Annotated in this window: 11 protein-coding genes; 3 read left to right on the plus strand and 8 right to left on the minus strand. The window is 41.8% G+C overall.

Going from position 1 to position 18,984, the window contains the following annotated elements:
* Window positions 1–45: 45 nt before the first annotated feature.
* The 3 genes from ubiE to M2448_RS00505 are packed head-to-tail and all read right to left on the minus strand — an operon-like array spanning window position 46 to window position 2,305.
* Window positions 46–783, minus strand: a complete 738-nt coding sequence (gene ubiE, locus M2448_RS00495; protein ID WP_280644279.1) for a bifunctional demethylmenaquinone methyltransferase/2-methoxy-6-polyprenyl-1,4-benzoquinol methylase UbiE — start codon at window positions 781–783, stop codon at window positions 46–48.
* Window positions 780–1,346: a zeta toxin family protein gene (locus tag M2448_RS00500; RefSeq protein WP_280644280.1), complete on the minus strand. Its 567-nt coding sequence runs from the start codon at window positions 1,344–1,346 to the stop codon at window positions 780–782. Before M2448_RS00500 ends, ubiE begins: the two co-directional genes overlap by 4 nt.
* Window positions 1,347–1,360: 14 nt before the next feature.
* Window positions 1,361–2,305 carry a phosphoribosylaminoimidazolesuccinocarboxamide synthase gene (locus M2448_RS00505; protein ID WP_280644281.1) on the minus strand — a complete coding sequence of 315 codons (945 nt, stop codon included), beginning with the start codon at window positions 2,303–2,305 and terminating at the stop codon, window positions 1,361–1,363.
* Between the two features lie 604 nt (window positions 2,306–2,909).
* On the opposite strand from M2448_RS00505, the gene M2448_RS00510 reads away from it, so the two are divergent.
* The 3 genes from M2448_RS00510 (at window position 2,910) to M2448_RS00520 (ending at window position 8,399) form a co-directional block, all read left to right on the plus strand.
* Window positions 2,910–4,304, plus strand: coding sequence for a hypothetical protein (locus M2448_RS00510; protein ID WP_280644282.1), 1,395 nt, complete (start codon window positions 2,910–2,912; stop codon window positions 4,302–4,304).
* A 285-nt stretch (window positions 4,305–4,589) separates the two neighbouring features.
* Window positions 4,590–5,246 carry a hypothetical protein gene (locus M2448_RS00515; RefSeq protein WP_280644283.1) on the plus strand — a complete coding sequence of 219 codons (657 nt, stop codon included), beginning with the start codon at window positions 4,590–4,592 and terminating at the stop codon, window positions 5,244–5,246.
* Between the two features lie 144 nt (window positions 5,247–5,390).
* Complete coding sequence (locus M2448_RS00520) at window positions 5,391–8,399, plus strand: hypothetical protein (protein WP_280644284.1); 3,009 nt, start codon at window positions 5,391–5,393, stop codon at window positions 8,397–8,399.
* Window positions 8,400–8,655: 256 nt separating this feature from the next.
* Here the strand turns inward: M2448_RS00520 and M2448_RS00525 are convergent, their stop codons facing one another.
* The 5 genes from M2448_RS00525 to M2448_RS00545 form a co-directional block, all read right to left on the minus strand.
* The gene (locus M2448_RS00525) at window positions 8,656–11,865 is read right to left on the minus strand and encodes a S41 family peptidase (RefSeq protein WP_280644285.1); all 3,210 of its coding nucleotides are present in this window, start codon (window positions 11,863–11,865) and stop codon (window positions 8,656–8,658) included.
* A gap of 79 nt (window positions 11,866–11,944) precedes the next feature.
* Window positions 11,945–12,469, minus strand: a complete 525-nt coding sequence (locus tag M2448_RS00530; protein ID WP_280644286.1) for an O-acetyl-ADP-ribose deacetylase — start codon at window positions 12,467–12,469, stop codon at window positions 11,945–11,947.
* A gap of 33 nt (window positions 12,470–12,502) precedes the next feature.
* On the minus strand, window positions 12,503–13,375 hold the full coding sequence (locus M2448_RS00535; protein WP_280644287.1) for an ADP-ribosylglycohydrolase family protein: 873 nt from the start codon (window positions 13,373–13,375) through the stop codon (window positions 12,503–12,505).
* A 1-nt stretch (window position 13,376) separates the two neighbouring features.
* Window positions 13,377–13,835 (minus strand): RNA 2'-phosphotransferase, encoded by a 459-nt coding sequence (locus tag M2448_RS00540; protein ID WP_280644289.1) that lies wholly within the window; start codon window positions 13,833–13,835, stop codon window positions 13,377–13,379.
* A gap of 529 nt (window positions 13,836–14,364) precedes the next feature.
* Entirely contained in the window at window positions 14,365–18,981 is a 4,617-nt protein-coding gene (locus tag M2448_RS00545) for a TonB-dependent receptor plug domain-containing protein (RefSeq protein ID WP_280644291.1), read from the minus strand.
* Window positions 18,982–18,984 lie beyond the last annotated feature (3 nt).

An 18,984-nucleotide genomic window follows, 5' to 3' on the forward strand; every position in this document is an offset into this window, starting at 1 on the left:
GCCCGCTAAGCACTATGTTTAGCGGGCTTTTATTTTTATTATCTATTATTTAGATGCCAGATACATAGTACAAACACCCATCGTATAAGTTTTATAGATAGCCTCACAAAAACCATTTTTCAAAAGTGTATTGGTCATTTCCTTGCCTTGTATAAATGCCTGTATCGATTTAGGCAGGTAAGAGTAAGCCGTCTTATCTTTCGATATCAGACGTCCGATTGTAGGAATGAACAACCGTGTGTAAAGCCAATATCCCTGTTTTAGTGGGAAGCTATTCGGTTTAGTTAATTCCAGTATCATCAGTTGTCCTCCGGGTTTCAGCACACGCAGTATTTCCCTTAGTCCCTTGTCGAGATCTTCAAAATTGCGGATACCAAAAGCAACCATAGCTGCATCGAACGAATTATCGGGAATTTCCAGAGCCATACAGTCCTGTTTCTCAAAGCTGATCTTATCCGACAATCCTGCTTTCTCTACCTTCTTACGGCCTACTTCCATCATACCTTCCGAAATATCTATTCCCAAGATAGATTGAGGTTGAAGTATATCGAACGCCTGTATTGCCAGATCGCCAGTACCTGTAGCAATATCGAGTAACGTCTGTGGATTTTGCTTTTTTAGCATCGACAAACCTTTCTTGCGCCAACTGATATCGATACCCATCGACATCGTACGGTTTAGCGCATCGTAATTTTCGGCTATGGAATCGAACATACGCTCTACCTGAGCGCCCTTGTTCTCTTCACTGGAGTAGGGTACTACCTTTTCGGCTTCGTATGTCATACGTTCTTCAAATAATAGAAAATTTCTTCATCCTGAATATCCTGTACCTGTGTACGGTTGCCCTCAGCAATCATCTGGAAAGGATCGGTAGAATTATCAATCAGTATCCAGTAATCGGCAATAGGTATAAACATAGAGAACAGGTTGCGCATACCGGCATAATACCGTCTTAAAACAACCTCGTCGGGAACATGGTGTCCTCCGAAACGTACACGCTGCTCTACCCTTCTAATTGCCAGTTCGGGCGATTCGAGCCAGAAGTAGATCAGAGTAACAAAGTACCCTTCGTTCTGCGCCCGGCGTATAAAGTTGGCATACGACTTAGTAGCCAGTGTGGTCTCGATTGCAAAATCTTCTTTCATGCGCAGCATCTCGTTCATACGCATCAGCATGATACGCCCTGCATCGATAGCAACGGTCTCCGGCTGAAAAGGAGAAAGCCCCTTCGCTATTTCGTCCGCATTGATGAACTCCTTACAGTCCAGCATTTCGGGAAACATGGCATACGATGCGGTTGTTTTTCCCGCACCGTTGCAGCCTGATATGATATAAAGATTCGGCATCGATAAACCCCTTCTTATTTATTCAGATAATTAATTATGTTTTTTTCAATACGTCCGGCAACATCGCTTGCATCAGCCTTAACGAACTTTTCACCCACTATCTTTTCGTATAGTTCGATGTAGCGTTCCGATACGCTGTTGCAATATTCTTCGGTCATTTCAGGTGCTTTCTGCCCGTCTTTACCCTGAAATCCGTTATCCATAAGCCATTTGCGAACAAACTCTTTAGACAACTGTCTTTGATCTTCACCCTTATCGAACAATTCCTGATAAGTGTCGGCATAAAAGTAGCGTGACGAATCGGGTGTATGTATTTCGTCTATCAGATAGATTTTACCATCTTTCTTACCAAATTCATATTTCGTATCTACAAGGATCAGTCCTTTTTGTGCAGCCATTTCTGTTCCACGTTGAAACAGGGCATAAGTGTATTTCTCCAGCTGCTCATATTCTTCTTTGCTTACCAACCCCTGAGCAATAATTTCTTCTTTCGAGATATTCTCATCGTGTCCTACATCTTCTTTGGTGGTCGGAGTGATAATAGGAGAGGGGAATTTTTCATTTTCTTTCATTCCCTCAGGCAGAGGTACACCGCAAAGCATTCTTGCTCCTGCCTTATACTCACGCCATGCACTACCGGTAAGGTATGCACGTATCACCATTTCTACCTTGTACTGTTCGCATCGCAACCCCACAGTCACCATCGGATCGGGAGTAGCCAGTTTCCAGTTGGGTACAATATCGGCTGTCGCATCCAGAAACTTGGCAGCAATCTGGTTCAACACCTGTCCTTTATATGGGATTCCCTGTGGTAATACTACATCGAATGCCGAAATACGGTCTGTAGCTATCATCACCAGCAGGTCTTCACCTATTGAGTAAACGTCTCTTACTTTACCATGATATACATGGGTTTGTCCCGCAAAATTGAAATCTGTTCTTACTAAAGTATTCTCCATTTTTGTTTACATTCTAGTTTGTTCATCCTTATAACAAAAAAGATGTCTCAAAGTTACGGAAAGTTGTCTAAAAAGCAATAATAAAAGCATAGGCTTAATAGCCATACTTACATTTTTCAATGATATTTCTTCAATATCAGTGTTTTGTTCGATAAGTAGCAGGGTGTAGGTGTAATGTGTTTATATCCTGCGTGTTACATCGACGTTCTCTGTAAGATTTTCATTTCATACCTTTTTTGTGCGGCAGTCATACTCTTTTTGCGGAGAGCATACTTTCTTTTTGCGGGTACCATACCGCATATTCTAGTTGTAAGATAATTAAACAATTAGCTTTGCGACAATTATTAAAAAATGACAAACGATCAAAAACTTATGAGCATATAAAATTCAATGCCTGAAGAAAAAAATGGAGAGTTTATATTACTTTTTTTATCAAAGTACTATACTAATTGTCTTCAAATATTTGTCTTGCCTTCATTAATTTGTCATCTATTTGCGAAAACCGATGACGGATACTTCAGCGCATTGAATTTATTTAGAAATGATTTAATAACAAACTATATAGACTATAATATATAAATACATAACTAAACTAACAAAAAAGATGGAGACAAAGCTAACAGTTTTATTATTAAGCATATTTTTAATAATATGCGGGTCTACGAATGTAAAGGCTCAGGTAACGATCGGGGACGGAACTCCTCCTCAGGATTTTTCCGTACTGGAAATATCTACAGCTGAAACAAAAGGGGGGCTTCGCCTGCCACAACTTACAACTACACAACGAAATTCACTATCGCTGCCAACAATAAGCGAAGACAATAAAAAAGAAAGAGCAAAGGGACTGGCAATTTTTAACACCGAAACCAAGTGTTTCGAATTCTGGAACTCTATGGAATGGATCAGCCTATGCAACGGACAAGAGCCGGGTCTTGTAGAGTTTACTGATTGTGACAAAATAACAGTCACAGGCGCATACGATATGGACAAGCCGCTTAAAGACCAGAATGTGAGGATAGAAGTTCCTGTTAACGTGACGAAAATGGGTTCTTATGTTTATTCTGCTGTCTGCAACGGGATTACATTCGAGGGTAGAGGAAACTTCGTAAATCTGGGGCCTACTACCGTAAGCCTGTATATCGACATTGCAGGCGGAACACCAACGGCTGCCGGCACCTTCAATGCTACCGTTACTATTACACCGGTAGATGGCGATCCTGACCCTATAACGGTAGTGTGTACAAGTACACAAATCAAATTTCTGAAAAGATCGGAAGCCACTCTGAAAATACTTAATTTGGCCGGTGATCAAAATAGTACAGGGCTAACTTCCACCGGGGGTAATTATAGTTCATCTTCTGTTTACACTGCTGTTGGGAACTGGCTGCGAGGCGCCTCTACCTCAATAGTAGGCACAACTCTAAGTGCCCCAAGAGTGTATGCGGGCACACTGAATGTGGAAATTATAAATGTTCCAATATCCGGAGAGATGGCTGTCTTACAGACATATATTGAAGAAGCCTCTATCATCTGGGTGGGAGCATCAGAAATACATCACTATGGTGCAGGAGTGCTGATTAATGAATGGAGCAAAGCCGGAAAAGGGATTGTTATGATAACCGGGGATAAAGCAGCCGAATCGACCGTACCAAACGCTCTGGGATATTATATAGAGGATGGTAGCTCAGCTTATGGATCTGTATATGGCAGTCGCCTGCCCGAAGTGTTTTCATCGGCTAACGGCGCACCTTTCAATATAGGGACAATCAGTCAGGGGATAGGTTATAGCGGATCTAACTGCGGATATGTATCGTCAAAAACCGGAACAGTATTTATGAATGTCGACGGCTATCCTTCAGCCTTTGCCGACCTATCGAACGGCGTATTTATATTTGGCGACAAATTTGGATCTGTATCTTCAGGCGATAGATGGAACAATTTTGCCAAAGTATTGACCGATATTTTTGTATGGTCGCTTAAAAATGCTCCGATCCATTAAATAAATAATTATACACTACAGTTTGAGGTTGAACTAAAAAATAATAAGCGATCAAAAATATATGAGCATATAAAATTCAATGCCTGAAGAAAAAAATGGAGAGTATATATTACTTATATTATCACAGTACTATACTAATTGTCTTCAAATATTTGTCTTGTCTTCATTAATTTGTCATCTATTTGCGAAAACCGATGACAGATACTTCAGCGCATTGAATTTATTTAGAAATAATTTATTAACAGATTATATAAATATTAATACTTAACTAAACTCACAAAAAAGATGGAGACAAAACTAACAGTTTTATTATTAAGCATATTTTTAATAATATGCGGATCAGAGAATGTAAAAGCTCAGGTAACTATCGGGTCAGCTACACCACCTAACAAAGATGCACTATTAGATCTCAGCGAACAGACTAACGGGACTGCACAGAAAGGCTTACTGATGCCCCGCGTATCGCTGCAATCGACAACACTGGCTGCTCCTATGACAGCACACGTAGAAGGAATGACTGTGTACAATACGCAAACGGCAGACGATGTACAGCCCGGATACTACTACAACAACGGCACGCGATGGATACGTCTGGTGCCCGAAGCCGAAACATTCTTCTATATGCCCTCTATAGTATTACCCCTCGAACCGACAGGAGGCACAGAATACAATACTACATTGCAGCAGTTTGAAATTCCACTCTACCAGAAGTATTCCGAACAGTTTGCGCTGACAAAGACTACACATACCACTAAAAATCCTCTGGCAGGAACATTGCCGCTATATCCGGCAACAAGGCTCGATTTCTTTGTTACATACTACGATGAAGATGTATTCGAACAGGTAGCTGTAGATAATAACGGGTTGCTTACATACAAGGTGAAAAATGGATACAGCATATCGGACAACACCTATATGAATATCATATTTAAAGTAAAATAACCCGTATAATCCGGTAATCATCGAAGATATATAGTTGATTGTACTCGTGCTATGCCTGAGTGCACTCTTCCTTTGTACTCAAATGACAACAGGAGGTGTTGCTGTTTTGGATGACAGCCGGAATATAAAGTAATACAGAAACTTATGAAATTATATATAAACAACAAGTACATAGCAGCATTTGTCTGCCTGCTCATGCTATGTCTGCTATCGCAGCATACAGTAGCACAGACATGCGCACACGACTTTACGGTGGCAGCAACTACATCGCCGTCTACCTGTATGGCAAACGGTACAGTAACCGTAACACTGGATGGCGACACCCAAAATCTGATAAATATACAATACGGGCTAAGCAGTACCGATGGCTTTAATGTGACACCGCAAAACAACAGTACCATATCGGGCGTGCCTGCCGGAACATATACACTTACCGTACTGGCACAGTGTAGTGCAGATCCTACCTACAACGAGATAAAAACAATAGAAAATGTAATAGTAGAAGGTAACTACAGAGAAATAGAGACTTCAATCAATTTCCTAGAATCGCGTAAACCATATGCCGGATGCGCTACCGGAAGCATAGTATTAAATGTGACTGGCGGTAACGGATCTCTTACATTCAATATCACCTCAGCACCTGCCGGAGTAGCTACTGGAGTGATAACACCCATAAAAGACGGTGACCTGTACCGATTCCCTACTAAAAACTACTCTGCAGGACACTATACGGTAGAGATCTCCGATGAGTGTTATACGGCTATTGCGAGTTTTACACTGGAAGAACTGACAGGGATTCCCAATATGGAGGCGAATTCCATTCTTAGTAGCACTATAAATTCTCCTTTTTATGTTGATGGGAAATCATGTAATATTATTGTTATTAATACAGCAGGAGTATCCGCCAGTGCTGATAATGATTACCACCTTTATTTTGAAGATGAAATGTACGAAATAGGAGCTGCGCCTACCGGACAAACTCCGACTGCATGGACTGACTGGGTATATCAAAATAAGGAACTAGTGAACGGTAGATATTTTTATTATACATCAACTACTCCACTGGATTTATCCCCATATAGCTATACCGATTTTTTCACAAGTAATAGCTTGGATATACATGTCAGACTAAAAGGTTATGCGTCATATAGCAGAGTGTATCAGACACAGACGGTTTCTCCAGATAAATATATGACTAATGTCATGCGTCCTATCCCTTATAAATTAGCAGTAAAAGACTGTAAGCCGACAATTACTATATGTCCTGATATTCAGCCCAAATTCCTTTACTGCTACCCACTTTCGATCACCATCAAACAAGGTAAGCAAGAGATATATAACAATGCAGAGTACCAGTTTGGCGACTATTTGAAAAGTACAGTGCCCATCGAATTCGATACATCTTATACAATGACAATAACGGACAATACGGGAAAAATTCATACAATCAATATCAAGTATAGCTACCCTTACACAACGGAAGCTAAGTTAAGTAGTACCTTTAAACTGTATTGTGAAGGTTGGAAGGCTTCTGTTGAATTACCAAAAGGTTGTGAAAAATCTATGGATATAGAACTTAGGCAAGGAACTACTATTATTGATACAAAACTTGTCACTACTGAATATTATAGTATGCCTTTGTTGAGTTATGGTGTCGATTACAGTCTTAATTATAGGTTTGTCAATGGTGAATGGAAAACTTTAAACATTCCGGCAAAAAAAATGCCGACACCTTCATATACTTTTACAACAAGCTATAGTTCCCTCAGTTGTGGAGATGATATGGCATCATTCAGACTATCCGGCACTAATGTTTCTGTAGGTACTACTGTATCTATTACTGGTCCGTCCGGATATACTCCCCGTACATATACCTTAAACCCTGAATCAGCAAGCAAACAGGAGATAACGCTCTTGCCGTCTGCTGTACATTATACGCCTGCCGGCACTTATACTATCGTGGCTGATAATAATTGTGGCAATGTGCAAACAATAAAAATAACTGCCAATGGTGCAAACTACAAAGTGAGAAACTTTGGTTATACTTTGAAGGAAACTTGTGATGGTATTGAGGTTACTCCCACAGCAGATATTATATATAATGGTCTAGCAGTTCCTGTTTATTTTCATTTTAGCTCAGGTCCGGATGGCTACGACCAGACTACCATTCCTCTGGGACAAACACTAACTATGGCTTCAGTAGGGAAATATAGACTAGGGGTGGGGATAGCCCAAAATCCAGGTGCTACAAATTATTTAGTTTGTAGCATGCCTATCGAAGAATATATAAAGAAACCCCTCTCGCTAGATGTTTCCAAAACCTCAGCTTACAACTGTATCGGCGGCGAGTCGGGCACTATTGTAGTGAAGGCACAAAACGGTATTGCCCCCTATACCTACGAGCTATGGAATGCCGACAACACACAGCGCGAAGCTATCGACCCTGTAGTTAGTGACGACAGGGCAATATTTCACTATGGCAAGACCGGCGATAAATACACCATACATATTACCGACGCCTGCGGCACGTGTATGGACAATATCGGTATCGAAGTATTCGACCTGTCCACTATCAATATTGCCAGTACCGAACCATCATCTGTTTGTCTGGGCGAAAGCATCAACCTCAAGTGTGCTACTTTGGGCGGCGTTTCATATCTGTGGACAGGCCCTAACGGATTCACTTCTACCGAGCAAAATCCAGTGATTACCGGCGCCACCCTTGCCATGCAGGGTACATACAAAGTGTCCGTTACACCTGAGTTTTGTTCTCAGCCAATAGAAGGGAAAGTAGATATAACAGTATATCCGTCCGTTGCAAAAGGTGTATCTTCGGGTACACAGGAGATTTGCAAAAAGGAGAGTGTTAGTCTTACCTCCGAAGTAACGGGTGGCAGCGGGTCTTATACCTATCAGTGGCAGTCGAGTGCCGATGGTATTTCCGGCTGGACGGATATCTCCGGTGCTACCGGCGTCAACTATATATTTCCGGCTCAAACGGTTTCCGGTGCATATTATTATCGCCGTATCACTACCGACCGTTGCGGTATGGTAGAAGGCGATGCTATATTGGTCAATGTAGGTAACTGTGTTCATTCAGCCACTGCACCTGTAAATCCTAAGCAGAGAAGTGTAGTAGAAACGGGTGAATAGGTAAATATTGCTTTATGAAATGTTTCGATCCATTAAATAAATAATTATACACTAACGTTTGAGATTGAGATTGTCGGAAAAGTTATTACAAGATAATATACTTTTCCGGCAATCTTTTTTTAGAGCCTGTTTAAAATCAGGTAGATAAGCAAAAACAGAACAGACTATATATTAAGAATAAAAGGCTTACAGTTACTAATGCAAATCATTAAAAAAGGGTGACCGAAGCCACCCTTAATTATGTTGATTTCATTATTTACTTGTTCCATACTCTTGGTGCAGGAACAGGTTTCAACGGTTGACGGTTTTTCAGTTCCTTCATCACTTCTTCTATGGCTCTGTTGAGTTGCTGGTCTTCACCGTTCCACTCTTTCACAGGGTCGTTGTCGATAATTATGTCAGGATCTACACCATGATTTTCGATGATCCATTGTCCGGTCTTGGCGTCGTAACTGGTGAAAAACGGTACGCGTATATCTGTTCCGTCTATAAACGGTAGGGAGCCCGATATGCCGACTATACCGCCCCATGTGCGTGTTCCGATCAGTTTGCCCAATCCCAGTGCGCGGAATCCCCAAGGGAACAGGTCACCGTCCGAAGCCGAGTATTTGTTAATAAGGCACACTTTAGGTCCTACTTGTACAGCATCGGGCACAGTACCTATACGGTTCGACCCACGTCGCATTGTCAGACGGTACGGCTCGCGCGACAGGCGTTCGAGTATCATCGGAGACACGTTCCCACCGCCGTTTGCGCGGTCGTCTATGATAAGCCCTTCTTTGTCGAGTTGCGGGTAGAAGTAGCGAGAAAACTCGTTCAGCCCTTCAGGCCCCATGTCGGGTATGTAGATGTAGCCGATCTTTCCGCCGGATGCTTTCTCTACCTTCTTAATGTTGTTCTGTACCCATTCGTAGTGGTAGAGCGAGTATTCTTCTTCCAACGGGCTGATCACTATTTTGCGTGCACCTGCCACTTGTGCTTTGCTGTTGAGCGATATTTCGGTAGGTATGCCTGCTTTTCCGGTCAGCAGGGCATACATATCTTTTACGCTGTTGGTGGGTACACCATCTATTGCTACGATGAAATCGCCTGCTTTAGCCTCTATGCCTGCTTCGGTAAGTGGAGAGCGTAACTTCTTATCCCACGATGCACCTTGCAGTATTTTTTCGATGCGGAAAAATCCGCTCTTGTCTCTCGATATTTCTGCACCCAGCAGTCCGGTCTTGATTCTGTCGGCACGATCGGCTTCACCCGGATTCACATAGGCATGTCCGCAGTTGAGTTCGCCAATCATTTCGCCGATGATGTAGTTCAGATCGAGGCGGTTTTTTACATAAGGCAGCAGTACGGCATATTTGGCCTTTATGGCTTTCCAGTCTACCCCGTGCATGTTCTCCACATAGAATCCATCACGATATACACGCCATGCTTCATCGAATATTTGTGCCCATTCCATCGGGTAATCTGTAGTTATCTTCATGTTCGACATATTGACAGCATCTTTCAGTTCGGTCTTGCCCGAAGGGATCGCAGTGACGAACAGTTGTTTGTTTCTAAGGAACAGTGCTTTCTTATCTGTATTGCCTATGTGTATCGATGCTCCCTGATCGGCAATCGTTTCTTCCTTTTGCTTTTTCAGGTCATACATCATAGCATTGCCCGGCTTGTTGTAATATACCTTGTCGCCATCACTATAGAATCCCCAATAATATGATGGAGCTATAGGTAGTTTCACGATGCGGTCGGTGATGCCGTCAAAGTCTATTTTTACCGTATTCAACGAGTCCTTTTTGGCGGCTTCGGGTTTCTTAGCATCACCTGTCTTTACTTCGGCATCCTTTTCGAGGAATGGGGAAGGGGTATCTTTCGACAGCAGGCTGAGGTAGACGCCACCAGAAGTAGTATAAACGTGATTCCACTCTTTGCGTCCGTATATCGGATTGAAGTCGCGGTCGGAAGTGAATATCAGATATCTGCCATCCTTGCTGAATGCAGGGTTGTATGATTCATACCATTTGTCGGTCACAGGGTATTCCTTCTTGGCAGCAATGTTGAATACATATACTACATCGAATTCGTTGGATTCGGAACGGGTATATGTCAGCCATTTGCTATCGGGAGAGAAAGCCACTGCGCGCGGTTCGCCCGCAGGGTCGGTGAGTAATGTGCTCTTCTGCTTTGATGATACATCCAGCAGGTTTATCCTGTTCTTGCGGTCAGTGTAAACGATCGACTTAGAATCGGGACTCCAACTGAATGAGCGGATATAAGTATCATTGTTCTTTGTCAGTTGTACGGGCTCTGAGCCTGTTGCATCCTGCAGATAAAGCTCGGTTTCTCCTGTAGCATCGGATATGTATGCAATAGATTTCCCGTCAGGAGACCATTCAGCATTGCGGTCGTGTGCTCCCGGCGAGCGGGTGATGTTCTTAACAACGCCTTTTTCAGACGGGATGTTGAATACTTCGCCGCGCGAGGTCACAGCAAGGCGTTCTCCGTCGGGCGACAGGCTTGCAGAGGTCAGATAGTTTTGTCCGTCTTTGATTTCGCTACGAGCATAGATATTGTCTGATGCCAGTGTGATATTGATCTTTACAGGCTGCTTGCTTGCTGCATCCAGTTTATAGATATAGCCGCCATTCTCGAATACGATAGTATTGCCATGAAAACTCGGGAACTTGATATCGTATTCGGTAAAGTTAGTCACCTTGCTTGTTTGCTTGGTCTTTGTATTGTATACGAACAGGTTCATGGTGCGGTCGCGGTCGGATATGAAGTAAATGTCATCGCCTATCCACATTGGCATAATGTCCTGCGCATCGTTATTGGTGACATTCTCTACCGATCCGCTTGCGGGATCGTATATCCAGATGTCGTCTGCCATACCGCCTTTGTAATATTTCCATGTGCGGAACTCGCGCATCACACGGTTGTAAGCGAGTTTCTTGCCATCAGGTGAATAACTGCAAAAACCACCTTCGGGTAATGGCAGTACATTAGACAGACCACCTTCGTTATTTACAAGATACAGTTTGCCGGAGAATCCGTCACTTATGCGGTTACGATAGATAATATCCGTTCCGTTTGGTGTCCATCCCATTACAATATTATTGGGCCCCATGCGGTCGCCTATGTCGTCACGACTGTTTGTCGCGGTATAGGTAATACGGAGAGGTTCGCCTCCTACCGAAGGAATTGTATATACTTCGGTATTACCATCATATTGTCCGGTGAAAGCGACTGTTTTGCCATCGGGCGAGAATTTCGGAAACATCTCGTATCCGATGTGCGAGGTAAGGCGTTTGGCTTCTCCTCCATTGATAGACACTTTATACAGGTCTCCTGCATAAGAGAAGACTACTTCCTGTCCGTTTGTCGTCGGAAAACGGAGCAACCGCGCTTCTTGGGCGGATATCAGCGGTAGGGCTATCACTGATATTAAGAGCGAAAGAATCAATTTTCTCATAGTAAGCTACGATTTTGTTATAAGACTTGAATAATAACAAAGGTAGGATGTTTGATGAGAAAATGAAGCCTTTCGTTAACTATATTTTCAGCAATTCTTTATACAAAAGATAGTTCTCGTCATCGAAGCAAACGAAGATAATTTCTTCTACAGTCCGGTTTTCGTTGCTCACAAAATCACGCACTGTCCGGATGGCTATTTCGGCAGCCTCTTTTTTCGGGAACCTGTACACTCCTGTGCTGATATTAGGGAAAGCGATAGTTTTTACATCCAACTCGTTTGCCAATCTCAAAGAATTGGAATAGCAGTCAGCTAACAGTTTAGGTTCGTTTCGCCCTCCACCGTTCCACACAGGTCCAACAGTGTGTATAACATACTTTGCCGGAAGCCGTCCCGCAGAAGTATATACTGCCTGTCCTGTGGCACATTTGCCTTGCCTGTTGCGGATAGCTTTGCATTCTTCGAGTATCTGGCTTCCGCCTTTGCGGTGTATAGCACCATCGACACCTCCTCCGCCAAGTAACGAAGAGTTGGCTGCATTTACGATAGCATCGGCTTGTATGGTGGTTATGTCGTCTTTTATTAGAGTGATTTTAGTATCCATAGCTATTTATTTTCCATGTGTTATACGTAATGTTTATTCTCTCCATTTATCTACAAGGTCTAGGATAGTTTGACTGACTTCTAAATTATCAAATTTATTCATGAAAACGGCAGGAATCATATCAATGCCTTTCAATGCTCCTGTTATTTGGCCAAACATAGAGCAAACAGTATCTGTATCTCCGCCTATCTTTATCAAACTTGTGATAAGAGATTTGAAATCAGATTGATTAATCTTTTGTGCAGCGAATATTGCCATTGGCACAGAGTCTACAACATAGCCAGTCGGCTTATATATTTCTCCTATTTCGGCAATGGATAAATGTTTGAGTTTATTGACCTCTATTAATCTGTCCCGAACTCTGGTATCCGGTATTTTCTCTATTACATAATCGATAAGATTATCATCTCCTTCCCAAATATTCAGTATAGATGCTTTTATTGCATAGTAGACGGTTAAAGCTCCGGTGTAAGCTTCATCGTTACGATGGGTAATAGAGCAGATATCTCTGATCTTTAGTCTGGTTGCATATTTTTTGAACGCTAAGGGAGCTATGCGCATTGCCGCACCATTGCCTGCAGCAAATTCACCTGAACGTCCTACTATAGCCCAATGTCCTCCGACCTGTAACTCACGTAATGCCTTTAATGTACTTGCTCCCAGTCCGGAAAGTTTACCTTTATTGTACCAGTATAGAAATCTTTCAGCTACTTTTTCGGGTTCAATCTCTATAGCATTATGAAGAACTTCGGATGTAGCTACAGTTAATTGTGTGTCATCGGATATTTGCCAATCGAACTCAATGTCCATATCTGTTATATGATCAATTCCTTCATATTTATGTCCGAGAGCATCACCAACCGCTCCGGCAATTAAGCATCCTTTTAACCGGTCTTTTATATCCATTCTATTTCGATATATATTTCGGATCAACAGATTCCGTCAGCCAAACCCCATTGTCGGACTGAAAAAACTCGATTCCGTCACTATACATTTGTTTTGCCAAGATAGTAAGAATTATTGGTCGTCCATGCCGCGAACCAACTTTATGTGCGGTTTCTTTGTCTTTGCTCATGTGTACATGCTGACGGTTCATTTTCTTTATTCCTTCTGTCATTATCGAAGTGTAAAATCTATCGGCTGTACCATGATATAGAAATTCCGGTGGCTCGACAGGAGACAGGGTGAGGTCTATTTCTATAGAGTGTCCCTGATTGGCGCGTATCCTTGTTCTTTTTTCGTTGAACGAGTAGCGTTTCTTATCATTTGTGGCTACTATTTCTTCCAACTCTGCCATTGTGAAATTCACCCTGTGCTTTGCGCACTTTTGTATGAGCTCCTGTACATCAAGCCCAACCGTTTCCATCAAGCTGGATGCCTATTTTCTGAGGCTCATGACGTAAGACGAGACTCAGAAATTTTCCTATTCTTTTTTTATGTTGTTCGTTCATTTTTATAGTCTATATGTTAGTTTGCGTAGATTATACGCAAATATATAATGTTATTTTTATTCTGCAAAATGTTTAGCGTAAATTATACGTAAACAATAGTAGTTTTGTTGAAATCATAGAAGTTTACTTATAAGGTATCAATGTGCCGAGTGGCAATGAAGTGATATCTGAAACAGTTATATGAAATATTTTCGGTCAAATTTAAACAGTTCCTTAGACTATATCTTTTTCCCAGATCCAAGACCCATACGAGAATCCAACTGGTGAGTTGATAAGGTTTTGGGAAGCGGTTCTGCCTCTTTCTCTCTTTTGTGAAAAACTTCAATTGTAAAATTATGAAAAACCTGTGATGCATTTATATAAGTATAAATACACCACAGGTTAAATTATTAATATTTTTATCTAAGTAAATCTGTAACTGTTATTTCGGACTAGCCAAAGGAGTTATTCTATTGTAACTGAAAGCCCTTCTATCCAGTATTTGAACTCTTCCATATAATATTGGTAGGCAGAAGATGCGATTCCCCTATACTGGCCTGCTATTTCTGCTTTCAGGTCGAGATTTACAATTTTGGTTTCACTCGGTCCGAATTCGCGATAATAAATCACAAGGTTATCATTTATTATCTCATAGAAGTCAAATACTTCTTTTTCTTGTAGTTCTTTCAACTGCCAAGGTTGCAGGCTCATTCCGCCCGGAATGCCGATCACTGCAATACTCATCGGTATTCCTTCCTGTTTTGTATTCTGAAGTTTGACTGACAAGCGTACTGTTTCATTCACTTTTATCGTGTTCGAACCCAATGTAGTTGTTAATTTTAACGGGCATAATCCACTGGACGGAGGAGTCGGTGACTGCCAATAAATATTAACCCCGTAAGGGTATTTGTTCTTAGATTGTTCAAATTCCACTTTTATGGTATTCCTCCCTTTTTTTAGCTTATCGCTGAAATAAACAGCCAGCCTATTTTCCCCGGCAGATACTGCTGCCTTGATGTCCTTACAATCAAGTTTTTCATTATTAATTGTTACACAAAATTCGCCACCATTGTCTTCGTTCAGTTTAATTCGTTCGGCATATTTTGTTAAAGCCTGCAAGCAAATACTAGTTGCCTGACTGTTGCCGAAACCACCTCTACTGCGTCCACTATTGATATATCTAACGCACTTTTCTATCAGTGCCATGTCTTTGCCATCTCTCAGCAGTGCCATCAGCCAGAAAGCTACGGTTTCTCTACGCCCGGCATCACCATGACTATACACGATGGTAGATTCTATATTTATTTTCGAAAGATCTTCTTTCTGCGCATAGTTACCGAAATAGTCTGTCAATTTGTTGTACGAAGCCATGTCTTTCATATTATAGGCGGTATTCGCCATCAGTGCCATACGATACAGGTCTTTGCTGTCCAATGCTTCTTTCAGTGACGACTGATATTCTTTATTGATATCTGACGTATTTTCTGTTTCGGTAAGGGCATAGACAATGTAAGCATTGTTTACATGTCTAGGAGCACCGGAGAAACCATATCTACCTCTGTTTTGCTTAAATCCACCCGATCCGTCTTTGCGGCTCAATATGAATGACAACGCCCTGTTCATCTTCTTTTTGTCTACCTTATCATACACCTTAGCCATTTCGTAAAATTCGACTAATCCGTAGGCTGATAATACTTCGTGTGCAGGAGTTCCGCCATACCATTCGAATCCACCTGTCCCTTTCACTTCATAGGCTGCCAATTTGTTGTAACCTATCTTCAGGTATTCAGTGGCTTTCTTATAAATTTCCGGACGGGTTTGCCCAGTCGTCTTCAATAACTGCAAAGCAAAAATATTCGGGAATGTACTCGATGACACCTGTTCGAAACAACCGGACGGCACACTGAATATACTTTCCACACCATCTATCAGTTCATCCAGAACGCTGATATAAGCCACAGCTTCGGCTCTAAGAGAACCGGATACATAGTCGGGCAATGTAAAGGTTTCGGTCTGAGTCGTGTTATTTCCGGAGAAACTGTACGAATACGGAAAGTTTACATCACGTACTGTGATCTCTCTACTTATGGCGTCTTTGTGCATATCACTTGTAGCGTTTATGGATATATTAAACTTGCCTGTATTATGCCCCACTCTGATAGGGAAATATACATTTTTTGTCTCTTTTGCCGGAATAAGAATATTCTGGGACGGTAATGTCGTCTGTATATCACCTGGGAAACCTTTACTTAGGTTGACCGACACGATGCTATTCATTGGTTTATCCGTTGTATTGCGCACCATTACCGAAAGATTGATCACATCGTTTACCGCAGCAAAGACAGGTGTTTTTGCATCCAGAGAGAATGGCTTTTCTGTAACAATCCGTTTTGTCTCACTGCCTATAAGTCCGCTATTGACCGAAAGTCCTTCGGCTGTAATACGGAATGTAGAAGACTGTTTACTGTTTTTGAAACTAACCGTAGCCTCCCCATTATTACCGGTACGGACATTGCCATTCCAGTAGACAGTAGAGTTTTCAAGTCCGGCATTTTCGGTATGCTGATTGTATGGTGTTGCATTATAAAACCTGCGTTTCATAACCGTTGAACCCGCAAAACGTGCTTTACCTGGAATATATTTTTGTCCGAACTGGCTGTTTTTTGTTGTTATTAAAATTACACCATTAGCAGCCCTGCTTCCGTATATTGCTGTAGATGAGGTGTTTTTTAGTACTGAAACATTGTCTATATCATCGGGGTTGATAAAGCTCAATGAGGATGAATAAGAATCGTTTATCGGAATACCGTTTATAATGACAAGCGGCTCACCCTGTGTCGATTGGGAAGAAATACCCCTGATGCGTATATTTGAAGATGCGCCGGGATTTCCGTCCGCAGGACTGATCATTACTCCGGGAACCCTTCCTGCCAATTGGGAAGCCAAAGAATAGCTTGCCAGTTCCTGACTCCTTACTATGGATACAGATCCGGTAAGGTTCGCTCGTTTTTGTGTTCCATAACCGACAACTACTACCTCATCCAGTTGGGAGGCACTTCCTGTGCTTTCATATTGCTCTTCGGGCATTGGTACAACGATGTCTGATACCCGATTGTCCTGATAGCTTTCAGCTATTTTTGTCACGACCTTATCTTCTCCTATGGCAGTGTACTGATCGTCATTAGCGGCAAAAGGAGATAATGAGAATGATGGCGGAGGTGCAATCTCCGGCTTGCCATTCAGAAGGACAACTCTGTTCGGCAGACGCGTTGTTACATGTATGTTTCCTGTATAATCCACATCGTGAAATACGAAATGTCCTTCTTCTGTTGTTTTTATTTTCCCGATGCGTTTCCGCCCGTCCGTTTCTATCAGATATACGTCCGTTTGAGCCGGTTTCCCGTCTTTACTTAATACATAGCCATATACAGTGTTTATTTTTTCGGCAAAATGTGTTATTTCTTTCTGCTGCGGGTTTAATATTTCTTCCCATACAAAGCTACGCCAGCCATGCGTAAGCATCAGGTAGTCAATGGCCTCTTTCGCTTTGGGTTCTTCTTTGTTGAAATAGAAATATGGTTCTTCTATTTTACCTTTCAGTTCGCTAGAGAAAAGCATATAGCTCAACAGATTGTCTTGTTTGTCGTCGGCCATTGTCAGCAACTGCTCGTCAACCACAGCCAGGCCAATATTTGCAGCGACAGGCTCACCCTGCTTGTCTTTCGCTTTTACAGTAAGAGAGACTTCCTCCGTAGGTGCATAAGTGTCCTTGTTGGTTTCGATCTCAATATGTAACCCTTTATCAGGATTGATAAACGCCAGACGTTCGCACTTTTCGGTTTCTTTATCAAACAATGTGAATATTGCGACACCAATAGGAAACTCAGATGTGTTTACATCCACTTTATTCCAACCTTTTTTTAGTTTCAGTGTCTCGCTGTAATAGATTTCTTTCTGTGTATGCCCTACAAGTGAAACGTTTTTCGTATTATCGGGAGAGTATATATCCCATGATATTTTCTTCTCATTTTTTGAGTTCAGCTTGAGTACATAACCGTCTTTGTCAGCTTGAGGTAAGGTCGCTTGTGTATTACAGTCCTGAGGCTGCGTAACCTTTGCATAATATGTTTTACCTGCCTCCGGCGTAAACTCAAATGCACCCATACCAAGATGGAAACTTTCGAAAGACACAACTTTGTTTCCCGACTGGTCTACAATATCACCTTTCACATCTGCGCCTTTCCCGAATTCGTTCAAAGCTTCGAACGCTACTTTACACTTAACGCCTTCTACAAGTGTTCCACCTTCGGGATAGAATTGTATGTCAATATTATTCAATACAATAGGTATGGAACGGGTTATAGATTCCTCCACGCCCTTGTCTCTTACAACTATCTGCAAAATACCGTCTGTCGTATTGAGGTCTTTGGGCAGATTGAATTTTATAGCTACTTCTCCGTTCTCCGTTTTATTTGTGAGTGTTTGTACAGCAATACCTCCGATACGTACCGTAGAACTGACTTCGCTTCCGCTGGTTTTATTATTACTCAGGTCTGTAACTTTCAGGTCTGCTACAACCTCATCTCCTGCCCCGTAAGCACGTTTTGCAAAATCAAGTTTTAAGAGCATGCGTGGAGTAATTACCTTCTGGACGGTAAGTTCCTTTGTGAAATACTTTTCTTCTCCCCAGTTTTTCATCCAGCTGGTATATGCCCTGATCTTGTACAACCCACCCGGATTGCTCTCTGCAATAACAAAATTGCCGGAGTAAGTTCCTTCTAATGTATTGTGTTCGTTATGTTGAATAACTTTCCCCCATGGGTCGATGAGGTCGATATAGACTACATCGCTTGTTATGGAAGGTCTGTTATCTGATCCGTTTACAAGAAAACCTTTATACCAGATTTTTTCGGATGGTTTGTAATATGTTTTATCTGTTTGCAGATAAGTTTTCTCATCCGGATAGGTAATACGGTTTACGAGCAGAGACTGTTTCAATTTGTCTACAAAACCATACTTTGTTGCACTGATAAGCAGGACAGGCAATAGTATAAAAGCGATAATATATATATGTTTTTTCATGAC

Origin of the sequence: Dysgonomonas sp. PF1-14 (assembly GCF_029892965.1) — a bacterium.
Classification (GTDB): Bacteria; Bacteroidota; Bacteroidia; order Bacteroidales; family Dysgonomonadaceae; genus Dysgonomonas.